Source organism: Arthrobacter glacialis, from assembly GCF_002909445.1.
GTDB lineage: Bacteria > Actinomycetota > Actinomycetes > Actinomycetales > Micrococcaceae > Specibacter > Specibacter glacialis.
This window is the reverse complement of record NZ_PPXC01000004.1, coordinates 312,649-330,929: the sequence shown is the minus strand read 5'-3', so window position 1 is coordinate 330,929 and position 18,281 is coordinate 312,649. Positions and strand designations below refer to the sequence as shown.

Here is an 18,281-nt window from a genome sequence, read left to right as displayed (position 1 = left end):
AACGCAATCCCGTACGCAAGCGCTTAAACAGCAAATGCCTAATCCTTGAGGACCAGTCATGCTTCTGCCCCCTGCCCACCCATTGATGGCGTCCACTGATTCGGCATCCACGACACAGCCAGCAGTGCACGGCGGGATTGCTGAGGCACTGCTGGCGCAGCTGAGCACGGCAGAGAAACTGGCCATGCTGCATCAGCATTCTCCGGGCGTGGAACTATTGGGTATTGCCGCGTTCCAGACCGGCACCGAAGGAGCACACGGCGTGGCCTGGCTGGGGAAGGCAACAGTTTTCCCGCAGCCCGTGGGACTAGCTGCCACGTGGGATGAGGATCTGTTGCGTCGCGTGGGTGAAGCGGTGGGGGTCGAAGTGCGTTCAAAACACGCGGCAGATCCATCGATCAGCCTCAACGTGTGGGCGCCGGTGGTCAACCCGCTGCGGCACCCGTTGTGGGGGCGGAACGAGGAGGGTTTTTCCGAAGATCCGGTGCTGACAGGCAAGCTGGCGTCGGCCTTCTGCCAGGGCTTGCGTGGCAATGACCCAAATGTTTGGCAAACTACTCCCACCCTCAAGCATTTTCTGGGTTACAACAATGAGGTGGACCGTAACGTCTCCTCCACGCAGCTGCGCGCCAGGGTGTTGCACGAATATGAACTGCCCGCCTACAGCACGCCCATCGCCGATGGTGCCGTGGGTGCCGTCATGCTCTCCTACAATCTCGTCAACGGCATGCCCGCCCACGTTTCGGACCTGGTGGCGGAGCACTTGCGCCAGTGGCCCGGAGGCTCCGAACTGACGATTGTGACAGATGCTGGTGCGCCCACGAGCTTGTATAAGGCCGAGAAGTATTTTCCTGACGCCCCGGCAGCCTATGCTGCTGCGCTGTTGGCCGGGGTGGACAATTTCACTGACGACGGCGCAGATTCCGCGCCCTCAATTTCGCATCTGGAGCAGGCACTTGAGCGCGGGCTGATTTCCATGGATGACGTCGACGCCAGTGTCCTGCGGCTGCTGCGCCTGCGCGCGGCCACCGGGGAATTCGGTGCCGAAACGAACCCGTACGCGGATGGGCCCGATGGGGCCAGTCAAAGCGAAGCGCACCGGCTGCTGGCCAGTGAAGCAGCGGCCAAATCCGTGGTCCTACTGGCCAATAATGCGCCGGCCGCTTCAACTGAAAATTCGACGCCGGGCCCCTTGCTGCCGCTGTCAGCTGCACCCGGGCAGGTGGCCGTGATCGGTGCGCTGGGAACTCACGTTCTCACCGACTGGTACAGCGGGACGCCGGAGTATTCGCTCAGCCTTGCTGAGGGGCTTGGCGAGCTTTACCCAGAGGTGGCAGCAGTTGGCGGGCATGATGTGGTGGCCCTGCGCAGCATCCGCACCGGATGTTATTTGGGCAGCGCCGGTGACACGGCAGCCCTGGCGGCAACGTCCGCGGCGGCGGGCGCGGACCAGCTCTTTGAACTGCAGGATTGGGGCGGCGGGGAAGTCACTCTGCGCGCACGATCGAACGGGCTGCTGCTGGCTGCCGGAAATGACGGCTATCTGTACCCGAGCGCCAGCAGAGTTGGCGGCTGGATTGTCCAGGAAACCTTCCGCCTGCACCGCGGCAGCGACGGCTGCGTGCGGATTCAGCATGTTGGCACCGGAAAATGGGTGCACGTGGAAACTCATACTGGCAGTGCATTGCTGGTGGCCGGCACCATCGAGGTTGCCGATACTTTTACCCTCAGGATGGCCGGAAATGGCTTGGAAGCTGCGGCGAAGGCGGCCGCCGCGGCGAGTGTCGCCGTCGTCGTGGTTGGAAACGATCCCCACCTGGGTGGGCGGGAAACACTGGACCGGTGCACTCTGGAGCTTTCCCAGCGCGACCAGGAGATGGTGCAGGTGGTGCGTGAAGCCAACCCCAATACGGTCCTGGTGATTATTTCCTCTTACCCGTACGCTCTGGGTGAATTGGCGAGTGTGCCGGCGATTTTGTGGTCCTCGCACGCAGGCCAGGAACTGGGTCACGGACTGGCGGCAGTGATTTCCGGGTCGGCTGAGCCTTACGGACGGCTCCCACAGACGTGGTTTGCCAAGGACTCGGACCTGCCCGATATTTTGGACTATGACATCATCGCGGCCGGCGCTACTTACCAGTATTCGACAGCTGAACCGCTTTACGCAATGGGCCACGGCCTGGGCTATGCCGAGGTTGAGTACAGCGAACTGCTCGTTGCCGATCACGGCGGGCAGGGGATTGAGGTGACGGTCACCGTGCGCAACACCGGACCACGGGATGCGCAAGAACTGGTCCAGATATATGTCGCAGCGCCGGGGCATCGCTTTGAGTTCCCGCACCGTCTCCTGGCCGGCCACAGCAGGGTCCAAGTACCAGCAGGAGAGCAGCGCCGCGTTACCGTGAGGGTTGCGCGCGAGCGATTGGCCACCTTCAGCGTCACGGCCCTGCGCATGCTCACGGAGCCTGGTGAGTATATTTTCTTGGCCGGTAAATCAGCCGCAGTCCTGCCCCTTGCGGCAAGAGTGGTCCTATCCGGTGCGGGCAGCCCTGACAGGCAAGCCGGGGATCAGGTGCGCGCCGAGCATTTTGATGCTGCCCATGGTCTGGAACTGGTGCCCGAAACCCACCTCCGTGGGACGGCCGTCGCTGTGCTGGCGGGGCATCAGAGGGCAGTGGCACAATACCGCAACTGGGCCAGTGCCCCAGCCTCGGTTCCGGCAAGCCCGGCTGGCCGAGGCATGGTGCGCGTCGCCAGGAGCGACGGCGGACACCTCGCCTTTGAGCGGGCAGGGGCAGCAGGGAGTTGGGTGCCGTGGGTGGCGCTGGATATACCAGCCGGGAGCAGTGGCGAGATGAGCTTCGAGCTGCCATCTCACCGTGGTGCAGGGGCTGCGGATATTCGCATGGTCATTTCCGGCGCCGTCGTGGTGGCTGCTTTCCGGCTCTAGCTCCCGCCCACTGCCGGGCTTAGGTCTAGCGGGCCAGCATGCCCCACAGCAGGTATGCCGAGCACACGGCTGAGCCGGCGATCATGATGGCAAAGCCGCTAAGCCAGATGAACGACGGCGCACCGGTGGACTGAGCGAGGATGTAGGCGTCGGAGCTGGCTAGTTGATTGCGGCGTCGGGTGTGGACGGCCGCCACCTTGAAAAAGTCACGGACCGAGCCGACGCCCAGGGCGATGCCCAGAGTCAAGATCACATAGCTGACGGTTTGCTGATTGGCGAACATGACTAGGCATTGGGCAATGGCTGCGCTCACTAGGGCCACCATGATGCCGGTGAAATTGCGCAGGAAGATCAACGCCACCAGGAGCGCCAATGCGCCCACGGATGCGGCGGCGCCTGCCCAGCCGGCTGATACGGACCAGACTAGTGCCAAGCCAACCACGGCAGGGGCTGGGTAGCCCCAAAAACCTGACCAGGTGGCGCTAAATCCGCGCCGACCGCTGCTGACCAGCTGCCCTGAATGATCAAGCCCAATCTTGAGTCCGTGCACAAACCGGCCGGTCATCAGGGCGGCAAAGGCGTGGCCGAGCTCGTGCACAAACGTCACGTAGAGGCCAAACCAACGCCAGGTCACTCGCGGGATGCTCAGAATCACTGCGGCAGCAACAATGCCAAGTAAAAGTGCGACAGGGACTGCGGGGGTCTCCGCATGGACAAAACCGGACAACACCGACTGCCACCAAGAGTCGACAGCGGTGAGGGGTTGCAGTTGCTCAGTAATCACCCAAGGAAGCTTATGCGAAGCGGCTGTGAGTTCCCGCGCGCTCCCGAGCAGCTGCCGGCGCATTCAAAAAATCGAGGGCTGGAGTGCTGTCCAGCGCACTATCCTGATCAAGAAACTCTGGCCGGCAAGCGTTAGGCTGGAACGTGTGATCGAGCCGACAAACACCACACGCCGTTTTGAGCTGACCCTGCGCAAGCCTTGGCTGGGCTGGTTCCCCAAGCCCACAGTCGTTGTGGACGGGGTGGCCCAGCCAACCCAGTGGGGAACCAGGAACTGGAAGGTTCCTGGCGCAGATGCAGCAACTGTGACCATTTTCCTGTTCAACCGGATATGGAAATTTGGCGAAGTGAACTTCACGGTTGAACCGGGCGCATCGGTTCCGCTGGTGTACTCGGCGCCGTGGCTGCCTTTCCTGCCTGGCACGATCAGGCCAGCGGCATAAGCGCTGTCTCACCGGGCTGCTTTCAGGCCGTCAGTCGGGAAGGTTCCCCAACGCTGCCAGCCCAGGAACGCCAGGGCTGCCTGGGCCACGAACAGGAAGATCAGCACAGAGCCCTGAGCCAGCATGGTGGTGGAATAGACCGACGCCACGGACGCCACGATGACCAGCAGCCACGCCCAGCGTGAACGGTGGGCCAGACCTACCAGCGCGGCCGGCAGCAAGCCCATCAGAAAGCCGGTGAGCAGCAGGGACGCCCAGGGGATGCGGGCGAGCGGGGCGGAGAACCCCGCAAAGATCGAGGCCACAACGAGCATCGACCCCAGTGCGTAGACCAGTGCCACGGCTGCCGGTGCCAGCAGGTCCACGCCACTGAACGGCCGCAGCGCAAAAGTCCGAAGCCGCCGGGATGCTTGCGGCAGCTTCTGGAAGGACAGAAACCCATACGCGGCGGATCCCACCGCCACGGCGAGCGGGATGGCCACGCCTGCGGCAAACATCAGTAGCCCGGTTGTCGAGGCCGCCAGAAGTCCCGGGAAGTTCATCAATTGCGCCAGCCCCTGCAAGAGGAACGCGGCCCCCGCCAGCCACCAGCCCGTGTCGCTGCGCCGGGCCAGCAGTCCCAGTGACGCGCAGATCAGCAGCGCGCCAAGGATCGTCAAGGCCATGGCTGCAACATCGAGGGGGCCGTTCATCCGGCCGAACAAAAGCTCGCCAATTCCATACATGCACCCACTCTAGGCTTGGCGGGGCATTTGGCGGGCATCCTCTGGTGGGTGGGGACGGTCCGGCGGCCAACAACCTTGGCCTGCCGGCCGCCGTCGTACTGGGGGAGTGCCTAGCGGAGCGAAGTGGCTCCCAACGCGTCGGCCAGGAACGCGTAGTCCCAGGCGCGAGTCTTCCAGCCCTCATAGCGGCCGGACGCGCCGCCGTGGCCACCGTCCATTTCAATTTTCATGACAATGGGCTCCGAACCCGTGGACTTCGCGCGCAGTTCTTGGACCCATTTGGCCGGTTCCACATACAGCACACGGGTGTCGTTGAAACTGGTGACGGCCGCGATCTTCGGGTACGCAACTGCGCGCACGTTCTCGTACGGGGTGTACTCCTTCATGTACTTGTACACCGCAGGATCGGTGATGGGATTGCCCCACTCCTCCCACTCCAGCGCCGACAAAGGCAGTTCCGGGTCCAGGATGGTTGTCAACGCATCCACGAAGGGGACCTGGGCCACCACGGCCGCGTACTTTTCCGGGGCCAGGTTCGCCACGGCACCCATCAACAGCCCGCCGGCCGAGCCGCCCATGGCCGCAATCCGTGCCGGATCCACCCAGCCGGAGCCGGCAACCCAGTCCGTGGCCGCAATGAAGTCCGTGAAGGTGTTCATCTTGGTGAGCTTCTTGCCGTCCTCATACCAGTGGCGGCCCATCTCGCCGCCGCCGCGGACATGCGCAATCACAAACACTACGCCGCGATCCAGCAGGGACAGGCGCGGCACACCAAATCCGGGGTCCATGCTGACCTCGTAGGATCCATAGCCGTATACAACGGCCGCGTTGTTGCCGTCGCGGGGCAGGTCCGCCCGGCGCAGCACCGACAACGGAACCAGCGTGCCGTCGGTGGCCGTGGCCCATTCGCGTTCGGCGACGTAGTCCTGGGCGCGGTAGCCGCCCAAAACAGGTGTTTCCTTGCGCAACAGGAGTTCGCCCTCAGCTCCGGCCACGGGCAGCACGTAGTCGTAGACGCGCGGGGGCGTGAAGTCGGAGGTGTAGATCAGGCGGATCACGGGGGACTCGTATTCACTTCCACCCATTGAGGCCGTGTACAGCTCCTCATCAAAGACAGGTTCGACGGCGGCGCCCTGCCCCGCTGTCCCCAGTCCCTCCAGCGGTGTCACCTGGATGCGTTCGATGGTGTCTTTGCGGAGGGAAACCACCATGTGGGTGGCGGTGACGGTGGCGCCGTTGATGCGCACGGAGTCGTCGTGCGCCACCACTGTGTCCCAGCGCTGTGACGGCACATCCTTGCTGAACTCCGCAGCGTCAACCAGGGAAATCATCGAGTTCACGGCGTCACGGTCATGAGTGAGCAGGACCTTCTCGACGCCCGCCAAAAGGAAGGGCTCGGCGTCGTACAGGATCTCAGCGCTGCGCGGGATCAGAACCTGCAAGCCCTTTTCGGGTGCGGCAAAGTCCAGGAGGCGGGTTTCACTGAATTCGGAGCAGCCGATGCTGATCATCAGGTGGCGGCGGTCGGCGGAGAGGTCGAAACCTGTCCACATGGCGACGTCGTCCTCCTGGTACAGGACGGCATCGGAGGAAATCGGCGTACCCAGGACGTGGGTTTTGACCTGGAACGGGCGCCAGGAATCGTCGGCCACCATGTAGAACAGGGTGGTTCCGTCGGGGGAGAAGCTCAGGCCGTAGAACACGTTCTCGATGGTGTCCTCCAGCAGCTCGCCCGTGCGCAGGTCCTTGATGCGGATGGTGAACAGCTCATCCCCGGCGTTGTCCACGGCGTAGGCGTACAGGTTCCCGTCGCGGGTCACGGCGGCGCCGCCCAGCGAGAAGAACGGCTGGCCTTCGGCCTCAACATTGCCATCGAGCAGGACCACCTCGCCCGGAACATCCACGCCGGGCTCCACCAGCGGGGGCGTCCAGTCAGCCAGCGTGCCGTCGCTGCTGGCCGCCACCCGGCACTGGATGCCGTAGGCCTGGCCCTCCACCATGCGGCCGTAGTACCACCAGTCGTCCTTGCGGCTGGGCACGGACAAATCAGTTTCCTGCGTGCGGTTCTTGATCTCGTTGAAAATGTCAGTCCGCAGCTGCTCCTGTCCGGCCGTGACAGCGTCCGTGTAGGCCTGCTCGGCGTTCAAGTGGGCCACCACCTCGGGGCTTTCCTTTTCCCGCAGCCATTCGTAGTTGTCCACAAAGGTGTCCCCGTGGTGGGTGCGTTCCACGGGAACTTTCTTGGCAACGGGCGGCGCTGAAACGGGCGTTGAAGGAGCGGCTGAGTCGTCAAGAAGTGTCATGAGTTCAACTCTATCGAGGCATCGATGGCACAGTTCGGGTCTATGCCCACAGCGGAGAATGCCCCGCCCCGATGAGGCGGGCGGGTGAGGAAGGGGCGGTCTCGCCGGGGTGGGATGGTTGACCGCATGGAGGACCCGTGGAATATTTATAGAACGAACGGTCGGTAAATTGACGGGCTGTTCCCGACGGCGGCACGTGCCGCGCCGTCACCGCGCGTTCGAAGGGTGCAATCATGGCCGCAGGAACACCTCAAGCATTCCTGGTGGGCGGGGTTCGCACGCCGGTGGGCCGGCTGTTGGTGGAGGGGCTGTGATGGACGACGCCGGCACCCGCCTCGACCCCAGGACTTTCGCCACGCTGCTGGTCACCGAGGAGAACGACCGCGTGGCCGTGCAGCTGAACCGGCCCGCCGTGCGGAATGCGATTGACGCGCAGATGGTGGCTGAGCTCCACCGCGTCTGCGGCTCTTTGGAGACGGCGCCCAAGATCCTGCTCCTCACCGGTATCCCGGGCGATGAGGCAACCGGCATGCCGGGAATCTTTGCCTCCGGGGCCGATGTTTCCGAGTTGCTGGAACGCCGTCGCGAGGACGCCCTGAAAGGCATTAACTCGGGGCTTTTCACCAGGATCGCCGCGCTGCCCATGCCCGTCATCGCCGCCCTGGACGGGTACGCGCTGGGCGGCGGGGCCGAGCTGGCCTACGCCGCGGACTTCCGGATCGGCACCCGCGCGCTGCGCATGGGTCAGCCGGAAACCAGCCTCGGCATCATGGCTGCGGCCGGTGCCACGTGGCGGTTGAAGGAACTGGTGGGAGAGCCGCTGGCCAAGGAAATCCTGTTGGCGGGGCGAATCCTTACGGGGGAGGGGTGTCTGGCCGCCGGGCTGATCACAGAACTGGTGGAATCCGCCGATCTGCTCCCGGCCGCCCACGCGCTCGCCGACGCGATCGCCCGCCAGGATCCGCTGGCCGTGCAAGCCACTAAGCGAATCTTCCATGAACCCCGGGACGCCCACCCCGGGGTGGACAACCTGGCCCAGGCCGAGCTGTTTGAATCACCGGCCAAATTTGCGCGCATGCAGGCGTTTTTGGACAGGAGAAAACCATGACCTCCACACCCGACGCCCGCTCAGATACGGGGGCCTTTTGGCCAACGCTCCCGCAGAACGTGGGTGTTTTGGGCGGTGGACGCATGGGTGCCGGTATTGCGCACGCCTTCCTCATGGCCGGCTGCGAGGTGCTGGTGGTGGAGCGTGACCTCGACGCCGTTCAGGGCGCCCATGTGCGTGTGGTCCTTGCCGTGGACAAGTCAGTGGGGATGGGGTTGGCAGGCGGCCCGGAGGTCACCACGGAGCGCATCATGGAACGGCTCAGGCTTTCCACGAATTACGCCCATTTTGCTCCGTGCGCATTGGTGGTGGAGGCTGTGCCTGAAATCTGGGACTTGAAGGTGGCATCCCTGCAAGGCGTGGAAGCGCATCTGGCCGATGATGCCGTGCTGGCCTCCAACACTTCCTCCCTGTCCATGACGGGACTGGCCGCGGAGCTGGCCCGCCCGCAGAACTTCATTGGCCTGCACTTTTTCAACCCGGTCCCGGCGTCCGCGCTGATCGAGGTGGTCGTTGCGCGGCAAACCAGCGCTGAGCTGGTGACCACGGCGCAAGGTTGGGTGCAGGCGTTGGGCAAGACTGCCGTCGTGGTCAATGACGCGCCCGGCTTCGCCTCCTCCCGGCTGGGCGTGGCCATAGCGCTGGAAGCCATGCGCATGGTCGAAGAGGGTGTGGCGAGCGCGGAGGACATCGACAACGCCATGGTGTTGGGCTACAAACACCCCACCGGCCCGTTGCGGACCACGGACATTGTGGGCCTGGACGTGCGTCTGGGCATTGCTGAATACCTGGCCGAAACGCTGGGCGAACGCTTTGCGCCGCCGCAGATTTTGCGCGACAAGGTGGCCCGCGGCGAGCTGGGGTGCAAGTCCGGTCAAGGATTTTTTCCCTGGGCCTAGCGGCCAGCACCATGGCCACCTAAGACATGACCACCCAAGACATAACCAGCAGAGAAAGGACGGGTCCACGATGACCACTGCAACGTCAATTGAAACTGTTCCGAGCTACGTCCAGGATGCCTGGTGGACCCCTGCCAGCGGAGTCACAGGCACCGACGCCCGCGACGCCAGTACCGGCGAGGTGCTGGCGAGGGTGTCCGCCGAGGGGCTGGACCTTGGCGCTGCCGTCGAGCATGCCCGCACGGTGGGACAAACCCAACTTGGCCAGCTGACCATTCACGAACGGGCCCTGAAACTGCGCGAACTGGCCGCCTACCTCAATGATCGCCGCCAGGAGCTGTACGACATTTCCGCCCGAACGGGTGCTACAAAGATCGACTCCATGGTGGACATCGACGGCGGCATTGGGGTGCTGTTCACGTTTTCTTCCAAGGGCCGGCGTGAACTGCCCAACGCCAACGTGATTGTTGACGGTCCGGTGGAGGTACTTTCCAAGGACGGCTCATTCATCGCCGAGCACATCTACACCCGGATTCCGGGCGTCGCAGTCCAGATCAACGCTTTCAACTTTCCTGTCTGGGGGATGCTGGAAAAGTTTGCCCCGGCGTTCATCGCCGGTGTGCCCACCATCGTCAAGCCGGCCACGCCCAGCGGCTACCTGGCCGAGGCCGCCGTACGCGCCATCGTCGAATCGGGGATATTGCCGGAAGGGGCGTTACAGCTGATTTCTGGCTCTGCCCGCACCCTGCTGGACGTTTTGGACTACCGCGACATGGTCTCTTTCACTGGCTCCGCTGCCACTGCCATTACGCTCAAAAACCACCCGAATGTGGCCCACGGCGGGGTCCGGTTCACGGCGGAAACCGACTCCCTGAACGCCGCCATTTTGGGTCCGGATGCCGTCCCCGGAACACTCGAATTCGATGCGTTCATCAAATCCGTTGTCACCGAGATGACTGTCAAGGCCGGCCAAAAGTGCACCTCCATCCGCCGGACGATCGTCCCCAACGAACTCAAACAGGCGGTCATAGACGCCATCGGTGCGCGTATCAGCGAACGGGTGGTGGTGGGGGATCCCCGGGCCGAGGGTGTCACGATGGGCGCGCTCGCCTCGCTGGAACAGCTGGCAGACGTCCGAGCGGCCGTCGAAACCATGCTCGCCGCCGGTGGCGAACTGGCCTACGGAACCCTGGACGCACCGACGGTGACCCGCGCGGATGGCACGGTGGCCGCCGTGGCCGATGGCGCGTTCATGACTCCGGTGCTGCTGAGCTGGGCCAACGCGGAGGCCCCGGAAGTTCACGCACTGGAGGCCTTTGGGCCAGTGTCCAGTGTGATTGGTTATGCGACTCATCCCGGCCATGACGGACAGGGGCTGGATGTCAGCGAGGCGGTCAGGCTCGCTGCACTGGGGGCCGGGTCCCTGGTGGCGACCGTTTGCACGAACGATCCGGCCACGGCCAGGGCTTTGGTGACCGGGATTGCCGCCCACCATGGCCGGGTTCTGGTACTCAATCGTGAAGACGCCCGAACATCCACCGGGCATGGATCTCCCGTGCCGCACTTGGTGCACGGCGGGCCGGGGCGTGCCGGTGGCGGCGAAGAGCTGGGCGGTATCCGCTCTGTCAAGCACCACATGCAGCGCACAGCCATTCAGGGCTCACCCAATATGCTCACGGCCGTGACTGGCGTGTGGCACACCGGTGCTGACCGTGTGACGGCCGGTTCAGCGGAGTTTGGGGCCGTCGCAGGTGCCGTGCACCCGTTCCGGAAGTCGCTCGCAGAGCTGCGGATCGGGGATGCGTTCGCCTCGGGACTGCGGCAGGTCACGCTCGAGGACATCACTGCGTTTGCGAACTCCACCGGCGACACGTTTTATGCCCACACCGACGCCGCGGCTGCGGAGAAAAACCCGTTCTTCCCCGGCATCGTGGCGCACGGGTACCTGCTGGTGTCCTGGGCTGCCGGGCTTTTCGTGGAACCGGCGCCCGGGCCTGTGCTGGCCAACTATGGGCTGGAATCGTTGCGCTTCATCACGCCGGTTGCTGCCGGGGACTCGATCCGTGTGACGCTGACAGCCAAAAAGATCACCCCACGCGTGACCGACGAATATGGCGAGGTCTGCTGGGATGCCATCTTGCACAACCAAGACGGCGAGATCGTGGCCACGTACGACGTGCTGACGCTCGTGGAGAAGGAAGAAACGCTGTACGCCGACAATTTGTAAGGACCGAAATCGCGTCGTGGTCTGTATCTCAGGACAAACTTGTCAGGACCTGCACGTCAGGACCGGCCGTGGTGAAAGTTGTTGCGGCGTTCCCTGCGCAGGATGTCAACACTGTAGGGCGGGGTGAACCAGGCAATCCCGCCTTCGAGCCTAATTGTCCAGCCCCTGTCATGAAGGTAGTGGTGGTGCAGGCTGCAGCACAAGACGGCATTGTCCACGGAGGTCCGGCCGCCGTGCTGCCACGGAATAATGTGGTGCGCTTCCGTCCAAAACGGGGGCGCCGTGCAGTCAGGGTAGGCACAGCCCATGTCGCGGGCCAGGAGAATCTTGCGCTGGGCGAAGGTGAAAAGGCGCTGGGTGCGACCCACGTCAAGAACGCCGCCGTTGGTGTCGCGCAACAGCGGTGTGACCTCCGATGTGCACAGGTCTTCCTCGAACAAGGCCAGGGCGACGGGACCGCTATACGGAGCAAGCACGATTGAGGTGCCGTCCTTCTTGTCGAGGTCAGCTTGGGTGACCGAGAGATATAGCTGGGACTTCAGTCCGCCATTCATGGGGAGTTGGCCGGTGCGGGCAGCGAGTTGAACGCAGCTGATCAGCCCGTCGAGAAGCTTTTGCCCGTGGGTTCGCCTGTCCTTGACTGCTGGGTCAGTGCTGTTCGGATCGATCGGGTCCAAGCCGCCCAGACCGCCGTTCGAGCCGGGCTCCGGCACCCAAACACCGTCGATCAGGTGCGGCCAGGGCTGCGATTGAACAGTTTCAGGCGGGGCTGTGGCCCCAGCATCCACCGGCGCGGTGGTAGAAGTGGCCTCATCCGGGCCGGGCGCATCCGGGCTGGGAACCCCGGGGCTGGGAACCGGGGTGCCGGGAGTCGGGCTGCCGCCTTGTGCAGGTCGTATCCAGCCGTTGTTCGATGCCGTCACGTCACGGTTGTCAGGAAACCAGAACCATTTTTCACCTTGAAAGCGGGGCGGCGTTGCATCATGAGGAGCTTCGGGTGGCCGTGGCGGGATGTCATCGGGAGCCAGCGGCTTGCGCCAACCCTGCGACCTCTCTGCGATGCCAAGGCTTGGCGGTGGTTTTAGCCAGGTGGATCCGTCGTCACCGGTGGATGGTGTCCACAACGGCTGCAGTGGATGCTGAACGGGAGGTTGAACGGGAGGTTGAACGGGAGGTTGTACGGGCCCATTCTGACTGGAAGTGACCAGCAATTGCGCCAGCAGCTCGGATACTCCCGGGATGGACTGATTCGAGCCGTCTTGTTGCTCGGCCTCTTGTGACTCGGGGTCTCTCTGTTTGGGGCTACTACTCCACCCGATACCGGCCATCAGGTGCTCATATTGGCGGATGGTCATAAATCCGTCCACGTGGACTAACCCATTCCGCGGGTTTCGAAAGAAGATGCCCTGCTTGGCTACCAGATCGGCCTCGGAGGGTTTTTGCCCATCGGGGTCAAGCAGGGCCAAGGCATGTCTGCCCAGGATGCGGAGGATGTCGGCCGGTTCATCCTCGGCCTGCCGGGTCAATAACTCCTCGAGCTCACGTGGCTGTGCCTCTAGGATGCTCCCGGAACTGGCAAGCCATGCTGCCTCGTCTACAAATCCGGAAACGATCAGGGCCTGTTCGCTTGACACTCGCCCGGTGAACAGGGCCGAACCAAGGATGGTTGGCTTGGCGTCGTTGCCACCTGCGTCAACGGATCGGTGCTGGTCTGAAAATGGCTAGCCAACCGGATCCGGCGGGCGGCCTCGGCCCGGCTGAGCTTCAGTGAAGAGGTAAGTAGTTCGGCCGGTTTCCGGGAACAAGCCTCTTTGTACCGTCCGGCGTAAACCCGCTCTGACAGTTCCCCCGCGGCTTGTACGAGCAGGCCTTGCAGGTGTCTGTTGAACTGTTCCAAGTTTTGCGCCCACGCCACAGCCTCATCATCGCTCAGCAAGCCAAGGTCTACTCCCAGCGGGGAAGAAACCAGGGGCAGTGATTCCGGGGCCATGGGCTTGGGCACGGCAGTACGTACAAGGGATTCGGCCAGACCCAGTAGCTGGTGAATGTGTTCACCAGCCGTCCTGCGATCTTGCGCGGATCCGGGTTGTCCCGGCACCCTTGCCGTTGCTTCCATGTCACTAATTTTACCGAAGGGGTCTGGCATTCTTCGAGGAAATCAGCAGAATGTGGAAAACTCTCGAACTGGCTCGAACTGTGGATGAATGAAACCCTGGAAGAGACCTCCTGCAGCTCCTAAAGTGCCCCTATTCACGCAGCCCGTGAAATGACATGGCCAGGACATCGTCGGCCAGGTTTTCCGCGGAAAGTGACCCTCCGGGCCTGTACCATTCCACGATCGAGTTGATGGTGCCGAATAAGAGGCGCGTGATGGTGCCAGGAGCTATATCGGTGCGCAGTGTGCCGTCCTGTTGGGCCTGCGCAACGAGCTCCGTGATGGTGCGGTCAAAGACACGGCGGCGTGCCATCGCTTCTCGCTCCATTTCGGTGTTCCCGCGCAGCCGCAACAACAAGGTAACGAACGGCAGGCGCTCCACCAAGACCCCGATCGTTTCCCTGAGCACAAACTCAAGGCGGGCATCAGGGGCTCCGGAGGTGGCGCCGTCGAGCGTCAAAACGCCTTCAAGACCCCCCAGCGCTTCCTCGAGCGCTCGCCGCAGCAGATCTTCCTTGGATGGAACATGGTGATAGATCGCGGACTTGGAGATGCCTAAGTACTCGGCGAGGAACCCCATGGAGGTGGCCTCGTAGCCATGCTTATTGAACACGTCCACGGCGATCCGAAGCACAGATTGCTGGTCGTATCCGGGCCGGCCACGTTTGGCGATGGTGGGCATGAGCGCCTGCTTTCCGGGACATCGAGTCATTGACTGGGTATGCACGCCACTATATCCTGAACGAACGGTCGGTAATTAATTCTGGGGCCGTCAAGGCAATCGTCGAAGGAGACGTTATGGCACTCAAGCAGGAGGATACGGCCGGACAGGCCAACTTTGAGCGCATCATCGCCAAGGATTCTCGGGTGGAGCCCAAGGACTGGATGCCCGAGGCCTACCGCAGGACGCTGGTGCGGCAAATCTCCCAGCACGCCCACTCCGAGATCATTGGCATGCAGCCCGAAGCCAACTGGATCACGCGGGCACCAAGCCTCAAGCGCAAATCCATCCTCATGGCCAAGGTCCAGGATGAGGCCGGGCACGGCTTGTACCTGTACTCGGCCGCCGAAACCCTGGGGACCACGCGCGATGACATGATGGATGCCCTGGTTGCCGGCAAGGCCCGCTACTCCTCGATCTTCAACTACCCCGCCGTCACTTGGGCTGACATGGGTGCCATCGGCTGGATGGTGGACGGCGCCGCCATCTGCAACCAGGTGCCGCTGTGCCGCGCCTCCTACGGACCCTACGGCCGGGCCATGGTGCGCGTCTGCAAGGAAGAGTCCTTCCATCAGAGGCAGGGCTTTGAGATCTTGTTGGAACTGGCCAATGGCACCCCCGAGCAACGGACCATGGCACAGGATGCGGTGAACCGCTGGTACGCGCCGTCGTTGATGATGTTCGGCCCGCCGGATGACGATTCGCCCAATTCCCGCCAGTCCATGGCGTGGAACATCAAGCGCTTCAGCAATGACGAGCTCCGCTCCCGCTTTGTGGGCATGCTGGTTGAACAGGTCAAGGTCTTGGGCCTGAGCCTGCCGGATGAATACATCAGCGTCAACGAAGACAGCAACAAATGGGAGCACGGCCCGCTGGACTGGGAAGAATTCAAGGAAGTCTTGGCCGGACGCGGCCCCTGCAACGCCCAGCGTCTGGAGCGCCGCCGTTCCGCCCACGACGACGGGGCCTGGGTCCGCGAGGCCGCGGCGGTGTATGCCCAAAAGCAGGCCGTGAAGAACGCACAGAAAGCGGCAGCCTCAACATGAGCGCCCAAGAATTCGCTGGAAGTTCGACGCCGGCTGCCGGAGACGGCGCCCACCGCTGGCCCCTGTGGGAAGTGTTTGTCCGCTCCAATCGGGGTCTCAGCCATGTCCACGCCGGTTCACTCCACGCACCCGATGCCGCCATGGCGCTGCGGAACGCCCGTGACCTATACACGCGCCGCAATGAAGGCGTGTCCATCTGGGTGGTTCCGGCCGACGCCATCGCAGCCTCCGACCCCGACGCCAAGGGCTCCTTCTTTGAATCGCCCCAGGGCAAGGACTACCGGCACGCCACGTATTACACGAAGAGCGAAGGGGTGAAACACCTCTAATGCAGCCTTCAGCAAAACTGGGTGACGCTTCCGCTTCGGCCACCCGCATTACGCCCGGAAATGCCCTGCGACCCGAAGACATTGCCTTGGCCGCCCGGCACGGTGCGGCCAAGGCAAGTGAGGACGTGGCACAGTACGCGCTGCGGCTCGGAGATGACGCCTTGATCTTGGCGCAACGCCTGGCCCACTGGATCTCCCGAGCGCCCGAGCTGGAGGAGGACGTGGCGCTGGGCAACATTGCCCTGGACCAGCTGGGTCACGCCCGCTCTTTCCTGACGTACGCCGGGAGTTCGTGGGGCAAGTCCGAGGACGAGCTGGCCTACTTCCGCCGGGAACAGGAATTCCGTTGTGCCCACTTGTTTGAGCAGCCCAACGGCGACTTTGCCGCCACCATCGCCCGGCAATTCATCGCGGCCAACTACCAGTTCCCGCTCTACCGGGGGCTGACCCAATCGAGCGACCCCATGCTGGCCGCCATTGCCGCCAAAGCAGTCAAGGAAGTGGACTACCACCTGGACCACAGCACACAGTGGGTGCTGCGCCTGGCCGGAGGGACGGAGGAATCCCGCCGTCGCATGGTGGCCGGGCTGGACTTGATGTGGCCCTTCACCGGGGAACTGTTTCAAGACGATGCGCTGACAGCGCGACTCGGCGATGCCGGGGTGTTGCCCTCAAGTTTGCGCGCGGAGTTTGACCGCGCCACCGGGGAAGTCCTGGCCGAGGCGGAAGTGGACATCCCGGCGTCGTCCATGGCCAGCGGCGGCGGGCGGCACGGGCGCCACTCCGAACACCTTGGGTATTTGCTGGCCGAGATGCAGGTGCTGGCGCGCGAATACCCCGGAGCCAGTTGGTGAGCGCCATGGACACGATCCGCACATCGGCGCGGCAGCTGGCATGGGAGATTGCCGCCCGGGTATGCGACCCCGAAATTCCGGTGCTGACCATCGAGGATCTGGGTATCTTGCGCAGCGTTGACGTGGACGACGCCGGCGGGCCGGGGGGCGTCGCCGGCAAGCCGTCCGTGCGCATCACCATCACGCCCACCTACTCGGGCTGCCCGGCCATGGATGCCATCCGCGAGGACCTGCTGCGCGTATATGCCGCGGAAGGCTACCTGCACGTCACAGTTGAAACGGTGCTGGCCCCGGCCTGGACCACCGACTGGATGACGGACGCGGGCAAGGCGAAGCTGGAGGAATACGGGATCGCCGCCCCCAGCGGGCTGGCCAGCGCCGGGGGGCACAGCGGCCGTGTGCGGCTGTCGCTGGCGGTCAAGTGCCCGCAATGCCAGTCGCTGAACACGAAGGAAATTACCCGCTTCGGTTCCACGTCCTGCAAGGCGCTGTACGTCTGCCAGGACTGCAAGGAACCCTTTGACTACTTCAAGGTGCTCTGATGAGCGTCCCCGCCAACGCCGCCGCCCGGCGCCGTGCCGCCTTCCACACACTGACCGTGGCCCAGGTCCGCCGGCTCACAGAGGACGCCATCGAGGTCACCTTTGCCGTCCCGCCCAAGCTGTCCGGCTACTACGACTACCTCCCCGGGCAGTATGTTGCCCTGCGCACGCAGATGCCCGACGACGACGGCGTGCCGCGGGAAGTGCGGCGCAGCTACTCCATCTGCGCCGCCCCGGTACAGTTCGACGACGGCAGTTCCGAGATCAGGGTGGCCATCAAGCGCGACCTTGGCGGACAGTTCTCCACCTGGGCAAACGCCGAGCTGAGTGCCGGCGCCACCATGGATGTCATGAGCCCCATGGGCGCGTTCATCTCCAAGCATGGCGACGTCTCCAATGTCCTCACCGGCATGAACCATCCCGAAGACCTGGTCCGCGGGGCGGGCACGTTTGTGGCCATCGCCGCGGGCTCCGGCATCACCCCCGTCATCGCCATTGCCCGGACGCTGCTGGCCGCCAACGCAGAGACCCGCTTCGACCTGGTCTACGCCAACAAAGCCTCCATGGACGTCATGTTCTTGGAGGAACTGGCCGACCTCAAGGACCGCTACCCGGCCCGGCTTGCCCTGCACCACGTACTCTCCCGGGAGCAGCGCATCGCCCCGCTCATGAGCGGACGGCTCGACGCCGACAAGTTGGAGGCGCTGATGGGCACCGCCATCCACGGCGACGACGTGGACGAATGGTTCCTGTGCGGACCTTTCGAGCTGGTCCAGCTGTGCCGTGACGTGCTCGCAGCCCGCGGTGTGCCCACGGACCGGATCCGCTTTGAACTCTTCACCACCGGCACGCCCAGCCGGCCCGAAGGTCAGGCTGGCCGCCGTGTGGTCGTGGACGAATCCGAGGAGAACTACAAGATCACGTTCACCCTCGACGGGCTCAAGGCCGACATCCTCAGCCCCACCCACGCCCGCGAATCCATCCTCAACGCAGCCCTGCGCGTACGCCCCGACGTCCCCTTCGCCTGCGCCGGCGGCGTCTGCGGCACGTGCCGCGCCAAGCTCGTGTCGGGACATGTGGACATGGCGGAAAACTACGCCTTGGAGCCGGATGAAGTGGACAACGGCTACGTCCTCACCTGCCAATCCCGCCCCACCACGCCCGAGGTCACCGTTGACTACGACGTCTAGGCCCTC

Annotated in this window: 16 protein-coding genes; 10 read left to right on the top strand and 6 right to left on the bottom strand. The window is 63.8% G+C overall.

Annotation, left to right across the window (positions count from 1 at the left end):
• The first annotated feature begins 58 nt into the window (after window positions 1–58).
• A complete protein-coding gene (locus tag CVS27_RS07095; RefSeq protein ID WP_103465030.1) occupies window positions 59–2,950 on the top strand; it encodes a beta-glucosidase in 2,892 nt (963 codons plus the stop codon).
• 25 nt (window positions 2,951–2,975) lie between these two features.
• Here the strand turns inward: CVS27_RS07095 and CVS27_RS07090 are convergent, their stop codons facing one another.
• Entirely contained in the window at window positions 2,976–3,734 is a 759-nt protein-coding gene (locus tag CVS27_RS07090; protein WP_243400081.1) for a M50 family metallopeptidase, read from the bottom strand.
• Window positions 3,735–3,879: 145 nt separating this feature from the next.
• Here CVS27_RS07090 and CVS27_RS07085 point away from each other — a divergent pair, with 145 nt between their 5' ends.
• Complete coding sequence (locus CVS27_RS07085) at window positions 3,880–4,176, top strand: hypothetical protein (RefSeq protein ID WP_103465028.1); 297 nt, start codon at window positions 3,880–3,882, stop codon at window positions 4,174–4,176.
• A gap of 8 nt (window positions 4,177–4,184) precedes the next feature.
• Here CVS27_RS07085 and CVS27_RS07080 read toward each other — a convergent pair whose 3' ends face one another.
• Both CVS27_RS07080 and CVS27_RS07075 read right to left on the bottom strand, forming a co-directional pair.
• Window positions 4,185–4,901 (bottom strand): hypothetical protein, encoded by a 717-nt coding sequence (locus tag CVS27_RS07080; protein WP_133162898.1) that lies wholly within the window; start codon window positions 4,899–4,901, stop codon window positions 4,185–4,187.
• 110 nt (window positions 4,902–5,011) lie between these two features.
• Window positions 5,012–7,204, bottom strand: coding sequence for a S9 family peptidase (locus tag CVS27_RS07075; protein ID WP_103465026.1), 2,193 nt, complete (start codon window positions 7,202–7,204; stop codon window positions 5,012–5,014).
• Window positions 7,205–7,517: 313 nt separating this feature from the next.
• Here CVS27_RS07075 and CVS27_RS07070 point away from each other — a divergent pair, with 313 nt between their 5' ends.
• The 3 genes from CVS27_RS07070 (at window position 7,518) to paaZ (ending at window position 11,438) form a co-directional block, all read left to right on the top strand.
• Entirely contained in the window at window positions 7,518–8,312 is a 795-nt protein-coding gene (locus CVS27_RS07070) for an enoyl-CoA hydratase/isomerase family protein (RefSeq protein ID WP_103465025.1), read from the top strand.
• On the top strand, window positions 8,309–9,211 hold the full coding sequence (locus CVS27_RS07065; protein ID WP_103465024.1) for a 3-hydroxyacyl-CoA dehydrogenase family protein: 903 nt from the start codon (window positions 8,309–8,311) through the stop codon (window positions 9,209–9,211). The genes CVS27_RS07070 and CVS27_RS07065 overlap by 4 nt, the downstream gene beginning before the upstream one ends.
• Window positions 9,212–9,281: 70 nt before the next feature.
• Window positions 9,282–11,438, top strand: coding sequence for a phenylacetic acid degradation bifunctional protein PaaZ (gene paaZ / locus CVS27_RS07060; RefSeq protein ID WP_103465023.1), 2,157 nt, complete (start codon window positions 9,282–9,284; stop codon window positions 11,436–11,438).
• Between the two features lie 56 nt (window positions 11,439–11,494).
• Here paaZ and CVS27_RS07055 read toward each other — a convergent pair whose 3' ends face one another.
• From CVS27_RS07055 to CVS27_RS07050, 3 genes are all read right to left on the bottom strand, one after another.
• On the bottom strand, window positions 11,495–13,072 hold the full coding sequence (locus CVS27_RS07055) for an HNH endonuclease signature motif containing protein (protein ID WP_133162897.1): 1,578 nt from the start codon (window positions 13,070–13,072) through the stop codon (window positions 11,495–11,497).
• Window positions 13,051–13,554: a hypothetical protein gene (locus CVS27_RS20505; RefSeq protein ID WP_133162896.1), complete on the bottom strand. Its 504-nt coding sequence runs from the start codon at window positions 13,552–13,554 to the stop codon at window positions 13,051–13,053. Before CVS27_RS20505 ends, CVS27_RS07055 begins: the two co-directional genes overlap by 22 nt.
• A 130-nt stretch (window positions 13,555–13,684) precedes the next feature.
• Complete coding sequence (locus CVS27_RS07050; protein WP_103465021.1) at window positions 13,685–14,275, bottom strand: TetR/AcrR family transcriptional regulator; 591 nt, start codon at window positions 14,273–14,275, stop codon at window positions 13,685–13,687.
• Window positions 14,276–14,391: 116 nt separating this feature from the next.
• On the opposite strand from CVS27_RS07050, the gene paaA reads away from it, so the two are divergent.
• Genes paaA through paaE form a run of 5 tightly spaced genes read left to right on the top strand, consistent with a single transcriptional unit; the run spans window position 14,392 to window position 18,275 of the window.
• Window positions 14,392–15,360 carry a 1,2-phenylacetyl-CoA epoxidase subunit PaaA gene (gene paaA / locus CVS27_RS07045; RefSeq protein ID WP_103465020.1) on the top strand — a complete coding sequence of 323 codons (969 nt, stop codon included), beginning with the start codon at window positions 14,392–14,394 and terminating at the stop codon, window positions 15,358–15,360.
• Window positions 15,357–15,689, top strand: coding sequence for a 1,2-phenylacetyl-CoA epoxidase subunit PaaB (paaB, locus tag CVS27_RS07040; RefSeq protein ID WP_103465019.1), 333 nt, complete (start codon window positions 15,357–15,359; stop codon window positions 15,687–15,689). Before paaA ends, paaB begins: the two co-directional genes overlap by 4 nt.
• Window positions 15,689–16,543: a 1,2-phenylacetyl-CoA epoxidase subunit PaaC gene (gene paaC, locus CVS27_RS07035; protein ID WP_103465018.1), complete on the top strand. Its 855-nt coding sequence runs from the start codon at window positions 15,689–15,691 to the stop codon at window positions 16,541–16,543. Before paaB ends, paaC begins: the two co-directional genes overlap by 1 nt.
• Window positions 16,544–16,548: 5 nt before the next feature.
• Window positions 16,549–17,085, top strand: coding sequence for a 1,2-phenylacetyl-CoA epoxidase subunit PaaD (paaD, locus tag CVS27_RS07030; RefSeq protein WP_103465094.1), 537 nt, complete (start codon window positions 16,549–16,551; stop codon window positions 17,083–17,085).
• Window positions 17,085–18,275, top strand: coding sequence for a 1,2-phenylacetyl-CoA epoxidase subunit PaaE (gene paaE / locus CVS27_RS07025; protein WP_103465017.1), 1,191 nt, complete (start codon window positions 17,085–17,087; stop codon window positions 18,273–18,275). The genes paaD and paaE overlap by 1 nt, the downstream gene beginning before the upstream one ends.
• Window positions 18,276–18,281 lie beyond the last annotated feature (6 nt).